The sequence below is a fragment of the Pseudomonas sp. Sample_11 genome (assembly GCF_004307505.1).
GTDB lineage: Bacteria > Pseudomonadota > Gammaproteobacteria > Pseudomonadales > Pseudomonadaceae > Aquipseudomonas > Aquipseudomonas atacamensis.
In genome coordinates this window covers 68,470-85,111 of the sequence record NZ_RCOD01000078.1, presented here as the reverse complement: position 1 = coordinate 85,111, position 16,642 = coordinate 68,470, and the positions used below count along the sequence as shown (strand labels likewise).

General features: G+C 61.4%; 16 protein-coding genes. 13 read left to right on the top strand and 3 right to left on the bottom strand.

The window, feature by feature from the left end:
- Positions 1-358: 358 nt before the first annotated feature.
- Together D8U60_RS21525 and D8U60_RS21515 are read right to left on the bottom strand one after the other, a co-directional pair.
- The gene (locus D8U60_RS21525) at positions 359-1,675 is read right to left on the bottom strand and encodes a bifunctional DedA family/phosphatase PAP2 family protein (protein ID WP_016773020.1); all 1,317 of its coding nucleotides are present in this window, start codon (positions 1,673-1,675) and stop codon (positions 359-361) included.
- A 126-nt stretch (positions 1,676-1,801) separates the two neighbouring features.
- Positions 1,802-2,497: a DNA-3-methyladenine glycosylase gene (locus D8U60_RS21515; protein ID WP_024014453.1), complete on the bottom strand. Its 696-nt coding sequence runs from the start codon at positions 2,495-2,497 to the stop codon at positions 1,802-1,804.
- A gap of 177 nt (positions 2,498-2,674) precedes the next feature.
- Between D8U60_RS21515 and D8U60_RS21510 the strand changes: the two genes are divergently transcribed.
- The 13 genes from D8U60_RS21510 to D8U60_RS21450 all read left to right on the top strand — a co-directional run bounded on the left by D8U60_RS21510 (position 2,675) and on the right by D8U60_RS21450 (position 15,218).
- Positions 2,675-3,946: a glutamate-5-semialdehyde dehydrogenase gene (locus D8U60_RS21510; protein WP_130900873.1), complete on the top strand. Its 1,272-nt coding sequence runs from the start codon at positions 2,675-2,677 to the stop codon at positions 3,944-3,946.
- A 1-nt stretch (position 3,947) separates the two neighbouring features.
- Positions 3,948-4,637 (top strand): nicotinate-nucleotide adenylyltransferase, encoded by a 690-nt coding sequence (nadD, locus tag D8U60_RS21505; protein WP_016773023.1) that lies wholly within the window; start codon positions 3,948-3,950, stop codon positions 4,635-4,637.
- A 72-nt stretch (positions 4,638-4,709) separates the two neighbouring features.
- Complete coding sequence (gene rsfS, locus D8U60_RS21500) at positions 4,710-5,204, top strand: ribosome silencing factor (RefSeq protein WP_016773024.1); 495 nt, start codon at positions 4,710-4,712, stop codon at positions 5,202-5,204.
- A 9-nt stretch (positions 5,205-5,213) separates the two neighbouring features.
- Complete coding sequence (gene rlmH / locus D8U60_RS21495; protein ID WP_011063671.1) at positions 5,214-5,681, top strand: 23S rRNA (pseudouridine(1915)-N(3))-methyltransferase RlmH; 468 nt, start codon at positions 5,214-5,216, stop codon at positions 5,679-5,681.
- A 10-nt stretch (positions 5,682-5,691) separates the two neighbouring features.
- Complete coding sequence (mrdA, locus tag D8U60_RS21490) at positions 5,692-7,587, top strand: penicillin-binding protein 2 (RefSeq protein ID WP_071173699.1); 1,896 nt, start codon at positions 5,692-5,694, stop codon at positions 7,585-7,587.
- 31 nt (positions 7,588-7,618) lie between these two features.
- Positions 7,619-8,722, top strand: coding sequence for a rod shape-determining protein RodA (gene rodA, locus D8U60_RS21485; RefSeq protein ID WP_050977864.1), 1,104 nt, complete (start codon positions 7,619-7,621; stop codon positions 8,720-8,722).
- Between the two features lie 17 nt (positions 8,723-8,739).
- The gene (mltB, locus tag D8U60_RS21480; RefSeq protein WP_110602899.1) at positions 8,740-9,750 is read left to right on the top strand and encodes a lytic murein transglycosylase B; all 1,011 of its coding nucleotides are present in this window, start codon (positions 8,740-8,742) and stop codon (positions 9,748-9,750) included.
- Positions 9,750-10,760: a septal ring lytic transglycosylase RlpA family protein gene (locus D8U60_RS21475; protein WP_016773027.1), complete on the top strand. Its 1,011-nt coding sequence runs from the start codon at positions 9,750-9,752 to the stop codon at positions 10,758-10,760. The genes mltB and D8U60_RS21475 overlap by 1 nt, the downstream gene beginning before the upstream one ends.
- Before the next feature lie 187 nt (positions 10,761-10,947).
- Positions 10,948-12,105, top strand: coding sequence for a D-alanyl-D-alanine carboxypeptidase family protein (locus tag D8U60_RS21470; protein WP_016773028.1), 1,158 nt, complete (start codon positions 10,948-10,950; stop codon positions 12,103-12,105).
- Between the two features lie 86 nt (positions 12,106-12,191).
- Positions 12,192-12,467, top strand: coding sequence for a DUF493 domain-containing protein (locus D8U60_RS21465; RefSeq protein WP_122881748.1), 276 nt, complete (start codon positions 12,192-12,194; stop codon positions 12,465-12,467).
- Positions 12,467-13,114, top strand: a complete 648-nt coding sequence (lipB, locus tag D8U60_RS21460; RefSeq protein WP_024014445.1) for a lipoyl(octanoyl) transferase LipB — start codon at positions 12,467-12,469, stop codon at positions 13,112-13,114. Before D8U60_RS21465 ends, lipB begins: the two co-directional genes overlap by 1 nt.
- Before the next feature lie 25 nt (positions 13,115-13,139).
- On the top strand, positions 13,140-14,138 hold the full coding sequence (lipA, locus tag D8U60_RS21455; RefSeq protein WP_160768663.1) for a lipoyl synthase: 999 nt from the start codon (positions 13,140-13,142) through the stop codon (positions 14,136-14,138).
- A 132-nt stretch (positions 14,139-14,270) separates the two neighbouring features.
- The gene (locus D8U60_RS21450; RefSeq protein WP_130900872.1) at positions 14,271-15,218 is read left to right on the top strand and encodes an LD-carboxypeptidase; all 948 of its coding nucleotides are present in this window, start codon (positions 14,271-14,273) and stop codon (positions 15,216-15,218) included.
- A gap of 96 nt (positions 15,219-15,314) precedes the next feature.
- On the opposite strand, the gene D8U60_RS21445 is transcribed toward D8U60_RS21450, so the two are convergent.
- Positions 15,315-16,637: a lytic murein transglycosylase gene (locus tag D8U60_RS21445; RefSeq protein ID WP_016773034.1), complete on the bottom strand. Its 1,323-nt coding sequence runs from the start codon at positions 16,635-16,637 to the stop codon at positions 15,315-15,317.
- Between the last annotated feature and the right edge of the window lie 5 nt (positions 16,638-16,642).

Genomic DNA, 16,642 nt, shown 5'->3' with positions numbered 1-16,642 from the left:
TTGTGACTGACGTCTTGCGGGGTATTTTTGGACTCATGAAAGACTCGATAAGAAATGGATTGTTGTATGACTCGGCAGAACTGCAATGCGTGGTTTGAATAAATATGGATAGCCAGCAAATGTCCGAGTCGGGCCCATCAATCTAACGGTTTTTCAAAAGCGCGAAACACTGAGCAGGCATGTTTCAACTTGAATATGTAACGCTAGTTTTGCGTCGATCGAGAATGCGGAAATGTCGGTTTTATAACCAGGAAAGTTAACCGGGAGGGAGGAAGTTTGCGTAGGTTGCAAGCGCCGCTCTTGTCGGAATGTTCCGAAGGAGCGGCGTATAAGAAATGTCGCTTGTAAATTGCCTGTTTTAGTAGGCGTAACGCAACAATGTATGTGGCAAGTGGCGCATAACGAAGAATCCGAACAGCGCGACCATGGACGGCAGGATCAGCCACCAGATCTTGAAAGGCATGGCGTTGAGCGGCGCCTGCCGCTGGTTTGACCACAGCATCGCGGCGCAGACGCAGCTTGCAAGCATTGCACCGGCCAATATGTCGGTTGGCCAGTGCGCGCCGAGATAGACCCGCGACAAAGCAATGGAGAATGCCGGGATGCAGGCAATCAGCAGCCACGTCAGGCGCATGCGTGGCGGCTGCCCGCGTCCGGCCAGGACACCCAGCGTCAGGAACAGGGCGAATGCGCCAGAAGCATGGCCGCTGGGCATGCTGTAGGTGGTCAATGGATCGCTGAGCACTTCCGGGCGTACCCGGGCGAAAAAATACTTGGTGCCGGTGTTGGCCATGGCGGTGATCAGCATGGTGGCGCCCGCGAACACCGCCTGGCGCCATTGCTTGCACAGCAACAGCAATATGACGAGCAGGGCGCTGAACAGCAGCATGTTGCGGAATTCGCCGATCAGGGTCAGCGTCACGGCGATTTCGTCCAGCGCTGGCTGGCGATGTTCCTGCACCAGAGTCATCACACCGTTGTCGAGCGCGGTGAGGTATGGATAGCCGATAAACAGCCCGATCAGGATCAACAGGCTCATGCCGCCGATCCAGATTGTCGCGCGACGATGGCGGCGCACGCTGCTGTTGACGCTGAGGCCGACCATCACCGCAATGCTGGCCGCGACAATCCCGGCTTCGAGCCAGAAACCTTCAGGCAATGGCAGGCGGAACGCTGCGCCCGTGGCCCAGCCCGGCAACAGATAAGCCAGGCTCCAGCCAGCAGCGGCCAGCAGGCTGACGGCGAAGAAACGCGGGAAGGGCATGTCACACATCCCGGCGACCATCGGCAGCATCGGCCGCAGCGGGCCGATGAAACGCCCGACCAGCAGGCTGGCGATGCCATAGCGCTGGAAGTAAGACTCGGCGCCGGCCATCCATTCCGGGTGATGGCGTAGCCCGGGGAGGCGGCGGATGTTCTGGTGGAAATGGCGGCCGAGGAAGTAGGAAATCAGGTCGCCAAGAATGCCGCCAAGAAAGCCCAGCAGCAGCGTTTCGCTCAATGACAGCGCGCCGCTGCCGGCCAGCACCGCCACGGCAAACAGCAACACCGTGCCCGGCACGATCAGCCCGGCGATCGCCAGACATTCCACGCACGCCACGATGAACACCGCTGCGGCCAGCCACTGCGGATTGGCGCCGAGCCATCCGGTGATGCTATCGAGCCATGGGCCCATACAGAAAAACTCCAGACTATTGATGATTCCGGTAGGAGCTGCCGCAGGCTGCGATCTTTTGATCTTGTTTATTTAAAGCAGAATCAAAAGATCGCAGCCTGCGGCAGCTCCTACAGGGGTAAGCGTTTACAGAAGGAAATAATCCCGGCCTTCGACCTGACCCCGTCGCAGCGGGTTCCGCGTGCACCATTGCGCATACGCAGCGTCAACGAAGCGATACATCAGGTGTTCATCACGGCCCAGCGGAATGCCCAGCCGGGTGGTTTGAATAATCTGCGAGGGTGCCGGCCCCGTATCTTCGACCAGCAACAATTCATGATCGAAACGCTTGGCGTCCCACATCGGTACTTTCAAACCGAGTGCCTTGCACAGCAGCGTCTGCCCGGCGCACAACTTCTGCGTCGGCCGCGGTCGGCCCTGGGCATCGGGATTGTTCAGCAGCATCTGCGCCAGACTCGCCGGGCCGCTGACCTCGTCGACCCACGGATAGGCGGATTTGATCAGCACGGCATTGCCCGGACCTTGCGCACTGAAGTTCAGCGAATCACCGCCGCGGGCGTAGTACATATAGATGTGGCCGCCATCCAGAAACAAAGCCTTACGCTTTTCTGTGTAACCGAGCGAGGCATGACTGCCTTTTTCCGCGAAGTAATAGGCTTCGGTCTCGATGATTCGCGCACTCAGCCACAGGTCACCGACGCGATGGCGGATGACTTTGCCGAGCAGCGCCTGCGCCAGAACCTGGGCGTCGCGGTCGAAAAAACTGTCCGGCAGGCCCACGGGCAGGCGCGCGGACTCGGGGCAAAGGGGCACGTTGGTCATGATGGGCAAGGTTTATCCAGGCTCAAGAGGTCGTGATGATAACAACGCTGAGCTTAATTACGTCTGAACGACGGGCAAACGCAGCTCATTTCGACCATCCGCCCGTCACCGCTGTTAGTCCCGGGACGCGGCAGCTATAATCTGCCGCTTTCCTCTTTGCCAAGACCCCAGCAGACCATGACTGAGTCCGTTCTTGACTACATGACCCGATTGGGTCGCGCCGCCCGCGCTGCCTCCAAGGTCATCGGTCGCGCCAGCACCGCGCAGAAAAACCGCGCCTTGCAGGCTGCCGCCAATGCTCTGGACGCTGCGCGCGCCGAGCTGGCCGCTGCCAATGAGCTGGATCTGGCTGCCGGTCGCGCCAGCGGTCTGGAGCCGGCGCTGCTGGAGCGTCTGGAACTGACCCCGGCACGCATCGACGGCATGATCGTCGGCTTGCGTCAGGTCGCTGCACTGGCGGATCCGGTCGGCGCGATCCGCGACATGAGCTTCCGTCCGTCGGGCATCCAGGTCGGCAAGATGCGCGTGCCGCTGGGCGTGATCGGGATCATCTACGAATCCCGTCCGAACGTGACCATCGATGCCGCCAGCCTGTGCCTGAAATCCGGTAACGCGACCATCCTGCGCGGTGGCTCCGAGGCGATTCATTCCAATCGCGCGATTGCCGCGTGCATTCAGCGCGGTCTGGCCGAAGCCGAACTGCCCGCCGCTGTGGTGCAAGTGGTCGAAACCACTGACCGTGCCGCCGTCGGCGCGCTGATCAGCATGCCGGAATACGTCGACGTCATTGTGCCCCGTGGTGGCCGTGGCCTGATCGAACGTATCAGCCGCGATGCTCGCGTGCCGGTGATCAAGCACCTGGACGGCATCTGCCACGTTTACGTCAGCGAACACGCCGATCTGGCCAAAGCCCAGCGCATCGCTTTCAACGCCAAGACCTACCGTTATGGCATCTGCGGCGCGATGGAAACCCTGCTGGTCGATCAGGCTGTTGCCAAGAATTTCCTGCCTTCGATGGCCGCGCAGTTCCGCGACAAAGGCATCGAGCTGCGCGGTTGCGAGCGCACCCGGGCGATCATCGAAGCGGTCGCGGCCAGCGAAGACGACTGGCACACCGAGTACCTGGCGCCGATTCTGTCGATCCGCGTGGTCGACGGTCTGGAGCAGGCGATCGAACACATCAACCATTACGGCTCCCATCACACCGACTCGATCGTCAGCGAAAACCTCGCCGACACCCGGCGGTTCGTGGCGGAAGTCGACTCGGCCTCGGTGATGATCAACACGCCGACCTGCTTTGCCGATGGATTTGAATACGGATTGGGTGCCGAGATCGGCATTTCTACTGATAAGCTGCACGCCCGCGGCCCGGTCGGGCTCGAGGGGCTGACCTGCGAGAAGTACATCGTGGTCGGCGATGGCCAGTTGCGCGGCCAGGCGACGGTCTGACTTGACCGACCTCGACCTGACAGCGCCGCACACCGGCAGCGAGTCGCGCCCGCAACGCATTGGCGTGCTGGGCGGTACGTTCGACCCGGTGCACATCGGCCATTTGCGTGGCGCACTGGAAGTTGTCGAAGCGCTGGCGCTGGACGAGTTGCGCCTGATGCCGAACGCCCGGCCGCCACATCGCGGGACGCCGCAGGTGTCGGCGCAGGATCGGCTGGCGATGGTCGAGTGCGCGGTGGCCGGATTGCCGCCGCTGGTGGTGGACGCCCGCGAATTGCAGCGGGACAAACCGTCCTGGACCATCGATACCCTGGAGTCGCTGCGCGCAGAGATGCCCGCCGAGACCCAGGTTTTTCTGCTTTTGGGCTGGGACGCATTTTGCGGCCTGCCCACTTGGCACCGCTGGGAAGAGTTGCTCCAGCATTGCCACATCCTGGTGCTACAGCGCCCGGACGCCGACAGCGAACCGCCGGATGCCTTGCGCAACCTGCTGGCAGCGCGTTCGGTGAGCGACCCGCTGGCCCTGAAAGGGCCGAGCGGACAGATTGCATTCGTCTGGCAGACACCGCTCGCGGTTTCCGCCACCCAGATCCGTCAACTGCTGGCCAGCGGTAAGTCGGTACGTTTCCTGGTGCCCGACGCGGTCCTGGCCTACATCGATGCGCACGGTCTGTACCGTGCGTCGAACTGAACAAGGCGTGCTTCACTGATACGAATCACCGTATCCCCAAGCCGCCGAATACATGAGCAAAACGAGTTACATATGACTGATAAAGATCTACCGAAAGTAAAGCGCAAAGGCACGTTCAAGAGCGCACCACTGCCGGAAGCCGTCAACACCAACGAGCCGCTCAAGGGCGACGAACTGGTCAAGATTGCCGTCGCCGCGCTGGAAGACGTCAAGGCCCAGGACATCCAGATCATCGATGTGCGCGACAAGCAGAGCATCACTGACTACATGATCATCGCCACCGGTACCTCCAATCGCCAGATCAACGCGATGCTGGACAAGGTCCGCGAGGAAGTGAAGAAGCAGGGCGCCAAGCCACTGGGCGAAGAAGGCAAGGGCGACAGCGACTGGGTTCTGCTCGACCTCGATCTGGTGATCGTGCACATGATGACTGCCTCGGCGCGTCAGTTCTACGACCTGGAGCGCCTGTGGGCAGGTGCCGAGCAAAGCCGTGCGGCCGATGCCAAGCACCACAGCCCGGAAAACACCCACGAGCATTTCACCAAGCTCAACAAAGACCAGTTCTAAGGGATCGCTGTGCGACTGCGCCTGATCGCCGTCGGTTCACGCATGCCCAAGTGGGTGGAAGAAGGCTGGCATGAATATGCCAAGCGTCTTCCGTCCGAGCTGGCGCTGGAACTGGTGGAAATTCCGCTCAATACCCGTGGCAAGAATGCCGACGTGGCCCGTTTCATCCGCCAGGAAGGCGAAGCCATGCTGGCCAAGGTCGGGCACAACGAGCGGATCGTCACGCTGGAGGTTCACGGCAAGCCGTGGAGCACCGAGCAACTGGCGGTCGAACTCGATCGCTGGCGCCTGGATTCGCGCACGGTCAACTTCATGGTCGGCGGCCCGGAAGGGCTGGCACCGGAAGTCTGTGCCCGCGCTGACCAGCGCTGGTCGTTGTCGCCGCTGACCTTGCCGCACCCGCTGGTGCGGATCCTGATCGGCGAACAGTTGTACCGTGCCTGGACCGTGTTGTCCGGCCACCCTTACCACAAGTAAGCCTGCCCTCATGTCTCAGCCGATCCGCATCAAGGACCACGAAAAGGACGCCCGTCTGGTGCGCAGCCGTGTCGTGTTCGGTGCGATCGTGATCGTGGCGCTGATCTGTGTGTTGATCGCGCGTCTGTATTACCTGCAGGTGATCCAGTACGAGTACCACTCGACCCTGTCGGAAAACAACCGCGTCCACGTGCAGCCGATTCCGCCGACGCGCGGGCTGATTTTCGACCGCAACGGCGTGGTCGTGGCCGACAACCGGCCGAGCTTCAGCCTGAGCATGACCCGCGAGCGCTCCGGCGACTGGCAGCAGGTGCTCGATGTCATCGTCGAGGTGCTGGAGCTGACGCCCGAGGACCGGGTGATCTTCGAAAAACGCATGCGGCAGGGGCGCCGGCCGTTCGAGCCGGTGCCAATACTGTTCGAGCTGACCGAAGAGCAGATCGCCCGGATCGCGGTGAACCAGTTCCGCCTGCCCGGGGTGGAAGTGGTCGCGCAACTGGTCCGGCATTACCCGCAGGGCGCGCATTTTGCGCACTCGGTGGGCTACATGGGGCGGATCAACGAGAAAGAGCTGAAATCGCTGGATCCGGTCAACTACAGCGGCACCCACCACATCGGCAAGACCGGCATCGAGCGGTTCTACGAGCCGGAATTGCACGGTCAGGTCGGTTACGAGGAAGTCGAGACCAACGCCCGTGGCCGCGTGTTGCGGGTGCTCAAGCGCACCGATCCGATTCCCGGCAAGGACATCGTCCTGAGCCTCGACATCAAATTACAGGAAGCCGCCGAGGCCGCGCTGGGCGGGCGACGTGGCGCGGTGGTGGCGCTTGATCCGAAAACCGGCGAAGTGCTGGCGATGGTCAGTCAGCCGAGTTTCGACCCGAACCTGTTCGTCACCGGGATCAGCTTCAAGGCCTATGCCGAATTGCGTGATTCCATCGACCGGCCGTTGTTCAACCGCGTGCTGCGTGGTCTGTACCCGCCGGGCTCGACGATCAAACCGGCGGTAGCGATTGCCGGTCTTGACGCTGGCGTGGTCACGGCTTCGAGCCGGGTGTTCGACCCGGGCTATTACATGCTGCCCAACTACGACCACAAGTATCGCAACTGGAACCGTACCGGTGACGGCTTCGTCGACCTCGACACGGCGATCATGCGGTCCAACGACACCTACTTCTATGACCTGGCGCACAAGCTCGGCATCGATCGGCTGTCGACCTATATGAACAAGTTCGGCATCGGCCAGAAGGTCTCGCTGGACATGTTCGAAGAATCCCCCGGCCTGATGCCGTCCCGCGAATGGAAACGCGCGACGCGCAAACAGGCGTGGTTCCCCGGCGAAACCCTGATTCTCGGGATCGGCCAGGGCTACATGCAGTCGACGCCGCTGCAATTGGCCCAGGCCACGGCGCTGGTGGCCAACAAAGGCATCTGGAACCGTCCGCACCTGGCCAAGTCCCTCGACGGGGTCAAACCAGTGGATGAAAACCCGATGCCGAATATCGTCCTGCGCGACCCGTCCGACTGGAACAAGGTCAACCACGGCATGCAGCAGGTGATGCACGGTGCCCGTGGCACCGCACGCAAAGCGGCGATCGGCGCGCAATACCGCATCGCCGGCAAGTCCGGTACCGCGCAGGTGGTGGCGATCAAGCAGGGCGAGAAATACGACCGCTCCAAGGTCCAGGAACGCCACCGCGACCACGCCCTGTTCGTCGGCTTCGCCCCGGCCGATGATCCGAAAATCGTCGTGTCGGTGATGGTCGAGAACGGTGAGTCCGGTTCCGGCGTTGCCGCGCCCGTGGTGCGCCAGGTCATGGACGCCTGGTTGCTCGACCAGGACGGCCACCTGAAAGCCGAGTACGCCAGCCCTATCACTGCGGAGGCCCCGGCCCGTGATGAATAACTTCGATCGCATGCTCTCCAGCGAGGATGTGATGCGTCGCCGCGCGACGTTGCTGCAAAGACTGCATATCGATGGCCCGCTGTTGATCCTGTTGCTGATCCTCGCCGCCGGCAGCCTGTTCGTGCTGTATTCGGCCAGCGGCAAGAGCTGGGATCTGCTCGGCAAGCAGGCCACATCCTTCGGCATCGGCCTGGTGGCGATGATTGTCATCGCCCAGTTCGAACCGCGTTTCATGGCGCGCTGGGTGCCGCTCGGTTACGTGATCGGCGTGATATTGCTGATCGTCGTCGACATCATGGGCCACAACGCCATGGGCGCCACGCGCTGGATCAACATCCCCGGGGTGATCCGCTTCCAGCCCTCGGAGTTCATGAAAATCCTCATGCCGGCGACCATCGCCTGGTATCTGTCCAAACGCACCTTGCCGCCGCAGCTCAAGCACGTCGGCATCAGCCTGATGCTGATTGGCGTGCCGTTCATTCTGATCGTGCGCCAGCCCGATCTCGGTACCTCGTTGCTGATTCTCGCGGGTGGCGCCTTCGTGCTGTTCATGGGCGGCCTGCGCTGGCGCTGGATTCTCAGCGTGTTGGCGGCGGCGGTGCCGGTGTCGGTGGCGATGTGGTTCTTCGTCATGCACGACTATCAGAAGCAGCGTGTCCTGACTTTCCTCGACCCGGAAAGCGATCCGCTCGGCACCGGCTGGAACATCATCCAGTCCAAAGCCGCGATCGGTTCCGGTGGCGTATTCGGCAAAGGCTGGCTGCTCGGCACCCAGTCACACTTGGACTTTCTCCCGGAAAGCCACACCGACTTCATCATTGCCGTGCTTGGCGAAGAGTTCGGTCTGGTGGGGATTTGCGCGCTGCTGCTGATCTATCTGTTGTTGATCGGTCGCGGGCTGGTGATCACCGCCCAGGCGCAAACGCTGTTCGGCAAATTGCTCGCCGGCGCGTTGACCATGACTTTTTTTGTTTACGTTTTCGTCAACATCGGTATGGTCAGTGGCCTGTTGCCGGTCGTGGGGGTGCCGTTGCCGTTCATTAGCTACGGAGGAACTTCGCTGGTGACGCTGCTGTCAGCGTTTGGGGTTTTGATGTCGATCCATACCCATCGCAAGTGGATCGCACAGGTTTGAATAAGGTGAAGAGTGCAATGCAAGTAATGCGTGGCTGGGCGACTCGATGCGCGCCGCTGGTTGGCCTGATGGGCCTGCTGGGGAGCGTGCAGGAAGCGCTGGCCGGCGACTATGAAGGCTCGCCGCAGGTGGCCGAATTCGTCGGCGAAATGACCCGCGACTACGGTTTCGCCGGTGAACAACTGATGGGTGTGTTCCGCGAGGCGCAACGCAAGCAGTCGATTCTCGACGCCATCTCCAAACCCGCCGAACGGGTCAAGCAGTGGAATGAATATCGCCCGATGTTCATTACTGACGCGCGTATCGCCCGTGGTGTCGACTTCTGGCGTCAGCACGAGGCGACCCTGGCCCGTGCCGAGCAGGAATACGGCGTGCCGGCACAAGTGATCGTGTCGATCATCGGCGTCGAGACCTTTTTCGGACGTAATACCGGTAATTTCCGAGTGATCGACGCATTGTCGACCCTCGGCTTCGACTATCCTCCCCGTGCCGAATTTTTCCGCAAGGAACTGCGTGAGTTCCTGCTGCTGGCCCGCGAAGAGCAGGTCGATCCGCTGACCCTGAAAGGCTCGTACGCCGGGGCCATGGGCCTGCCGCAGTTCATGCCGAGCAGCTTTCGCGCCTACGCGGTGGACTTCGACGGTGATGGCCACATCAATATCTGGAACAACCCGGACGATGCCATTGGCAGCGTCGCCAGTTACTTCAAGCGTCATGGCTGGGTTGCCGGTGAGCCGGTGGTCAGCCGCGCCGATGTGCGGGGCGAGCAGGCCGATGAAGGCCTGACCACCGGTATCGAGCCGGTGAAGACGGTCGCAGAGTTGCGGGCGCTGGGCTGGTCAAGTCATGATGCGCTGCGCGATGATATGCCGGTTACCGCATTTCGCCTCGAAGGCGACAACGGCCCTGAATACTGGATGGGCCTGCAGAATTTCTACGCGATCACGCGTTATAACCGCAGCGTGATGTACGCCATGGCCGTACATCAACTGTCTGAACAGCTGGTACAAGCACGGGGCGTCAAGTAATGCAGGCATTGCCTAACAATAAACCCCTGAAGCTGGTGGCTTTCGCTGCGTTGGCAGTCCTGGTCGCCAGTTGCACGACCAGCCGCACGCCGACGCAGAAAACCCCGTCCACTGCTGTCCGCGCCCAACCGGGCCTGGACATCAACCGCGCGCACAAAGACGGCGCGCCGTGGTGGGATGTCGATGTTTCGCGCATCCCGGATGCGACGCCGACCCTGCACACCGGCCCGTACAAGGCCAATCCCTACACCGTGCTGGGCAAGACCTATTTTCCGTTGCAGGAATCCAAGACCTACGTGGCTTCGGGCACGGCGTCCTGGTACGGCACCAAGTTTCATGGCCAGAACACCGCCAACGGCGAAGTGTATGACCTGTACGGCATGAGTGCCGCGCACAAGACCTTGCCGCTGCCAAGTTACGTTCGGGTGACCAACCTGGACAACAACAAGACGGTGATCCTGCGCGTCAACGACCGTGGGCCGTTCTACTCCGATCGCATCATCGACTTGTCCTACGCAGCGGCGAAGAAGCTCGGCTATGCCGAAACCGGCACCGCGCGGGTCAAGGTCGAAGGCATCGATCCGCAGCAGTGGTGGGCGGCCAAGGGCCGTCCGGCGCCGCTGATGCTCAACGAGCCGCAAGTGGCGCAGAATAGCGCGCCAGTGATTACGGCTTCGGCCGGCACCGTCGAGCAATGGACACCGCCGCCGCAGCAACACGCCGCGGCCGTGGTGCCCGTGCAGATCGATGCAAAAAAAAACGCTTCTGCACCAGCGTCTGGCCAGTATCTGCAGGTGGGCGCGTTCGCCAACCCGGACGCTGCCGAGCTGCTGAGGTCGAAGCTCAGCGGGATGGTGAGCGCGCCGGTGTTCATCAGCTCGATCGTGCGCAATCAGCAGACCCTGCACCGGGTACGCCTGGGGCCGATCGGCTCGCCGGGTGAGATCGCCCAGGTGCAGAACAGTGTGCGGCTGGCCAATCTGGGTTCGCCCAGCGTGGTCACCGAGTAACACGTAGACCTTGATTGACGGTTCACTTGCGGTATTCGGGGGGTGAACCAGGTTGTTGGCTCGTCGAAGAACAAAAGCCCGGCAAGGGTGACTGGAGTGAGCAACTGAACACGCGATGGCCCGTTAGAAGGCTGTCTGAATAAGTTTTGCCTTCGGGCAAGTTTCCATTAGCGATTTCGAGAGACGGATGAACATCACCACCTTTGCCAAACGCCTGTGTCTGCTAGTCCCGCTGCTCCTCTCGCCAGCCGCTTTCGCGGCCGAGATGATGCCGTCGCCACCACAACTGGCCGCCAAGGCCTATGTTCTGATGGACGCCAGCAGCGGCAACGTGCTGGTCGAGAACAACGGCGACCAGCGTCTGCCACCGGCCAGCCTGACCAAGCTGATGACCGCCTACATCGCGACCCTGGAAATCCGTCGCGGCCAGATCGGTGAAAACGACCCGGTGACCGTCAGCGAAAACGCCTGGCGCACCGGCGGTTCGCGGATGTTCATCAAGGTCGGTTCGCAGGTCACTGTCAGCGACCTGCTGCACGGCATCATCATCCAGTCGGGTAACGACGCCAGCGTCGCCCTGGCCGAGCACATCGCCGGCAGCGAAGACGCCTTCGCCGACCTGATGAACAAGACCGTCACCGAACTGGGCATGACCAATACCCACTTCATGAACCCGACCGGTCTGCCAAACCCTGAGCACTACTCGTCGGCGCACGACATGGCGATTCTGGCCCGTGCGATCATCCACGAAGACCCGGCTCACTATGCGATCTACTCGCAGAAAGAGTTTTTCTGGAACGGCATCAAGCAGCCTAACCGCAACCTGCTGCTGTGGCGCGACAAGACCGTTGACGGTCTGAAAACCGGCCACACCGATGAAGCCGGCTACTGCATGGTGTCCTCGGCGGTACGTGACGGCCAGCGCCTGATCGCTGTGGTGTTCGGCACCAACAGCGAAGTGGCCCGCGCGGCTGAAACCCAGAAGCTGCTGACCTACGGTTTCCGCTTCTTCGAAACCCAGACCTTCTACCAGAAGGGCACCGAGCTGGCGCAGGCGCCGGTATGGAAAGGCACCACCAGCCAGGTCAAGGCCGGCCTGGCGCAAGACCTGACCATGACTCTGCCAAAAGGCCAGCTGAAGAAGCTCGCTGCCAGCATGACCATGAACCCGCAACTGGTTGCGCCAATCGCCAAGGGCGACGTGATCGGTAAAGTCGAAGTCAAACTGGAAGACAAGGTAGTGCACAGCGCCGACCTGATCGCTCTGGATGGCGTCGAGGAGGGTGGTATCTTCCGCCGCATGTGGGATAGCATCCGTCTATTCTTCTACGGCTTGTTCAACTGATTTTGTGTTGACCTGCATGGCCCCGCCCCGATCCGGTGCGGGGCCATGTGCGTTACCACGGCTTGCGCTATAGAGGCCGTTACGCCATGACCGATACCGAAGTAAAGGCGCCAAAGATCGAATTTCCCCAGACTGATTATCCGATCAAAGTAATTAGTGATACGGGCGTCGGCCGCAAGGACGAGATCATCGAGATCGTCAAGAAACATGCAACCATCAATGACGAGCGCATCGACGAGCGTCAGAGCAGCACCGGCAAATACACCACCATCCAGCTTCACATCGTCGCTACTGACCAGGATCAGCTGTACAACATTAACAGCGAACTGCGGGCGACCAGCTTCGTGCACATGGTGTTGTGATGCACGGCACGCTGGGCTTTCGCGAGCTGGGCCAGATGGCTTACGAGCCGGTCTGGCATGCCATGCAGCGCTTTACCAACGAACGCGGCAATGCTGCCGCCGACGAAATCTGGCTCGTCGAACACCCGCCGGTGTTCACTCAGGGCCAGGCCGGCAAGGCCGAACACCTGTTGCTGCCGGGAGATATCCCGGTGGTGCAGGTCGATCGTGGCGGCCAAGTGACTTATCATGGCCCCGGGCAACTGGTGGCTTATCTGTTACTGGATGTACGCAAGCTGGGTTTCGGCGTGCGTGATCTGGTCAGCCGCATGGAAGCCTGCCTGATCGAACTGCTGGCCAGCTACGGCGTCACCGCCGCCGCCAAGCCAGATGCTCCCGGCGTATACGTCGATGGAGCGAAAATCGCTTCTCTGGGTTTGCGCATTCGCCACGGTTGTTCCTTTCATGGCCTGGCCCTGAACGTGGATATGAACCTGGAACCGTTTCGACGGATTAATCCCTGCGGCTACGCCGGGCTGGCCATGACCCAGCTGAGCGATCACGCAGGATCGATTGAATTTGCCGAGGTAAGTGCCCGGCTGCGCGCGCAGCTCGTCAAACACCTCGACTATGCTGAGCAGACGACCCTCACGGGCGGAATCGACTGATATGACTACTGATGCAGTGCAAACCATGATCCCGACGCTCGACGTGACCGAGCGCCCGGCCCCGCGTCCCAAGGTTGAAGCCGGCGTCAAGCTGCGCGGCGCCGAGAAGGTTGCACGCATCCCGGTCAAGATCATCCCGACCACCGAACTGCCGAAAAAACCCGACTGGATCCGCGTGCGCATCCCGGTTTCGCCGGAAGTCGACCGCATCAAGAGCCTGCTGCGCAAGCACAAGCTGCATAGTGTCTGCGAAGAAGCGTCCTGCCCGAACCTCGGCGAATGCTTCTCCGGCGGCACCGCAACCTTCATGATCATGGGCGACATCTGCACCCGTCGCTGCCCGTTCTGCGACGTTGGCCACGGTCGTCCGAAGCCACTGGACGTCAACGAGCCGGAAAGCCTGGCCATCGCCATCGCCGACCTCAAGCTCAAATACGTGGTGATCACGTCGGTGGACCGCGATGATCTGCGTGACGGCGGTGCCCAGCACTTCGCCGACTGCATCCGCGAAATCCGCAAACTGTCGCCGAACGTTCAGCTCGAGACCCTGGTCCCGGACTACCGTGGCCGCATGGACATCGCCCTGGAAATCACCGCTGCCGAGCCGCCGGATGTGTTCAACCACAATCTGGAAACCGTGCCGCGCCTGTACAAGGCTGCGCGTCCGGGCTCGGATTACCAGTGGTCGCTGACCCTGCTGCAACGCTTTAAGCAGATGATGCCGCACATTCCGACCAAGTCGGGCCTGATGCTGGGTCTGGGCGAGACCGACGAGGAAGTCATCGAAGTCATGAAGCGCATGCGCGAACACGACATCGACATGCTGACCCTCGGTCAATACCTGCAACCGTCGCGCAGTCACTTGCCGGTGCAGCGTTTCGTGCACCCGGACACCTTCGCCTGGTTCGCCGAAGAAGGTTACAAGATGGGCTTCAAGAACGTCGCTTCGGGCCCGCTGGTACGTTCCTCGTACCACGCCGACGAGCAGGCGAAGCTGGTCAAGGCCGAGCTGCTGGGTTCCTGATTCACTGCTGATGTAAAAATGCCCGCCGAGGACGGTTCCTCGGCGGGCATTTTTTTGCCTGAGACAAGGGGCTTTTGTTTGTCTCTTCAGCTGACTACTGTGTGTGCATGACTTTACCGCTGGAGCCCAAGGATGACCGTTCGACCGAGCCACACCCTGATTGCCCACCGAGCCGTACCGGCGCTGCCCTCCGAAGGGACGATTGGCGTCATCGCGCCTGCCGGCCCCGGCGCCCTCGATACTGAAAAAGCGCTGCAATGGATGCGCGCGCGCGGCTATGGGCTGAAGGTGTTTCCGGGTGTCTATGAGAAGGACGGCTATCTGGCCGGCAGTGACGACGTACGCCTGCGCGATCTGCACGCGGCATTCGCTGATCCTGAAGTCGACGCGATCATTTGCCTACGCGGCGGCTACGGCACGCCGCGTCTGCTCGACCGAATCGATTACGACCTGCTCAGCCGGCATGCCAAGCCGTTTGTCGGCTATAGCGACATCACCGCGCTGCACCTGGCCATCAGTCGCTACGCCGGGTTTGTGACCTTTCACGGCCCGCTGCTCAATGCCGACCTGCTCGGCGACAAGGAGCCGCCGACCGTTACATCATTCTTCGCCATGCTGCGCGGGCAAATGAAGTCAGGGAGTGTACTGAGCCATCCGGCGGCTTATCCGTTATCCACCGTCGAAGCGGGCATCGCTCACGGGCGTTTGCTCGGCGGCAACCTGGCAATGATTGCGGCAACCCTCGGCACGCCCTACGAGATTGATGTCGAAGGCGCAGTTCTGTTCATCGAGGACATCAACGAGCCGCTGTATCGCATTGATCGCCTGCTGACCCAGATGCGTCTGGCCGGCAAGCTGGCCCGACTGCGCGGTGTGCTGGTCGGTGATATCGCCGGGGTGGAGGTCGACGCGCTGAATCGCCTGCTCAAGCAAACCTTTGAGCCGTTGCGGATTCCGGTGCTGTCGGGTTGGCGCAGTGGCCATTGCGACCCGAACCTGACACTGCCGTTGGGCGCGCTGGTGCGCCTGGATGCGGGGAAGCAGGAGTTGCTGCTGGAGCAGGATGTGGTCATCCGATAATTCGGGAGGCAAAAGATCGCAGCCTTCGGCAGCTCCTACATGGGATTGATGATCGTCCTGTAGGAGCTGCCGAAGGCTGCGATCTTTTGATTTGTTCTATTGGGCGCGCAGGCTCTCAAGCAACTTGTGCGTCGGATAGCCATCCGCCGGCCAGCCCAGCGCCTGCTGGGCACTGCGAATGGCCTTGCGCGTATTGGCGCCGATAATCCCGTCCGCTGTGCCGGCGTCATAATTACGCGCGCTCAATAGCGTCTGCAGTTCGATGCGCTCGGTGCGGCTCAGCGGCAGATCATCTTTTGGCCAGTCGCCATTGATCAGGCCCGCGCCTTCAAAGCGCTCGGACAACAGGCTCACCGCCAGCGCATACGACGACGAATTGTTGTACTTGAGAATCGCCCGGAAGTTGTCGAGGATCAGGAACGCCGGGCCGCGATAACCGGCCGGCAGCAGCAGGGCGGCGGACAGTTGTTCGGATCCGGCTGGCACCTGCGCGCCGTTTGGCAGGTTCACACCCAGTTGCCGCCATTCGGCGACGCTTTTGCGAATCGCGCCATCGGCCAGGGTGTAGTTGAAGCCGCTCGGCAATTGCACTTCAAAACCCCACGGCTGGCCGCGTTGCCAGCCCGAGCTTTGCAGGTAATGCGCGGTCGAGGCCAGCGCATCGGCCGGGCTGCCCCAGATGTCGCGGCGACCGTCACCATCAAAGTCCACGGCGTGGGTGTTGTAAGTGGTCGGAATGAACTGGGTCTGGCCCATCGCGCCGGCCCAGGAGCCGAGCATTTTCTCCGGTGTGATATCGCCCTGTTGCAGAATCTGCAGGGCGGCAATCAATTGCGCGTGAGCAAAGCCAGGACGACGGCCTTCGTAGGCAAGGGTGGCCAGCGAGTTGATCACCGACTTGCTGCCCTGAAACTGACCGAAATTGCTTTCCATGCCCCACACCGACACCAGCGCCTGGCGATCAACGCCATAACGCTGCTCGATGCTTTGCAGAATGTCGGCGTACTGATTGATCAACGCCTGGCCTTTGCGGACGCGCAATGGCGACAGCGCACCATCGAGGTATTCCCACACCGGGCGGGAAAACTCCGGCTGACTGCGATCGGCACGGATTACGCTGGCGTCGAAGCTGATGTTGGCAAATGCCTGATCGAACAGCTCGGGGCGAATTCCGGCGGCGAGGGCATCCTTGCGGAAACCCGCCTGCCATTCGGCAAAGGTCTGGGTCGGTTGAATATCGAGCGGGTCGGCGGACGGCACTACCGGCGGAATAATCGCTGGGGCCGTGGTAACCGGGGCGGCTTGAAGCGGTTGTGCATCGGCGGCGGTGGGTTTTTCCGCGCAGGCGACAAGCAGGATGAAGCTGGAGGCAGCGATCAATTGGCGCACGGGCCAACGACGGGAAAGACTTGGGGGCATGCACA

Excerpts from the sequence above, each read along its gene's own strand:
- D8U60_RS21475 (WP_016773027.1), top strand. The coding sequence starts at position 9,750 with ATGCAGGCATTGCCTAACAATAAACCCCTGAAGCTGGTGGCTTTCGCT.
- lipA (WP_160768663.1), top strand. The coding sequence starts at position 13,140 with ATGATCCCGACGCTCGACGTGACCGAGCGCCCGGCCCCGCGTCCCAAG.
- mltB (WP_110602899.1), top strand. The coding sequence starts at position 8,740 with ATGCAAGTAATGCGTGGCTGGGCGACTCGATGCGCGCCGCTGGTTGGC.
- mrdA (WP_071173699.1), top strand. The coding sequence starts at position 5,692 with ATGTCTCAGCCGATCCGCATCAAGGACCACGAAAAGGACGCCCGTCTG.
- D8U60_RS21445 (WP_016773034.1), bottom strand. The coding sequence starts at position 16,637 with ATGCCCCCAAGTCTTTCCCGTCGTTGGCCCGTGCGCCAATTGATCGCT.
- D8U60_RS21470 (WP_016773028.1), top strand. The coding sequence starts at position 10,948 with ATGAACATCACCACCTTTGCCAAACGCCTGTGTCTGCTAGTCCCGCTG.
- D8U60_RS21515 (WP_024014453.1), bottom strand. The coding sequence starts at position 2,497 with ATGACCAACGTGCCCCTTTGCCCCGAGTCCGCGCGCCTGCCCGTGGGC.
- D8U60_RS21450 (WP_130900872.1), top strand. The coding sequence starts at position 14,271 with ATGACCGTTCGACCGAGCCACACCCTGATTGCCCACCGAGCCGTACCG.
- D8U60_RS21510 (WP_130900873.1), top strand. The coding sequence starts at position 2,675 with ATGACTGAGTCCGTTCTTGACTACATGACCCGATTGGGTCGCGCCGCC.
- D8U60_RS21525 (WP_016773020.1), bottom strand. The coding sequence starts at position 1,675 with ATGGGCCCATGGCTCGATAGCATCACCGGATGGCTCGGCGCCAATCCG.
- rodA (WP_050977864.1), top strand. The coding sequence starts at position 7,619 with ATGCGTCGCCGCGCGACGTTGCTGCAAAGACTGCATATCGATGGCCCG.
- lipB (WP_024014445.1), top strand. The coding sequence starts at position 12,467 with ATGCACGGCACGCTGGGCTTTCGCGAGCTGGGCCAGATGGCTTACGAG.
- D8U60_RS21465 (WP_122881748.1), top strand. The coding sequence starts at position 12,192 with ATGACCGATACCGAAGTAAAGGCGCCAAAGATCGAATTTCCCCAGACT.
- rsfS (WP_016773024.1), top strand. The coding sequence starts at position 4,710 with ATGACTGATAAAGATCTACCGAAAGTAAAGCGCAAAGGCACGTTCAAG.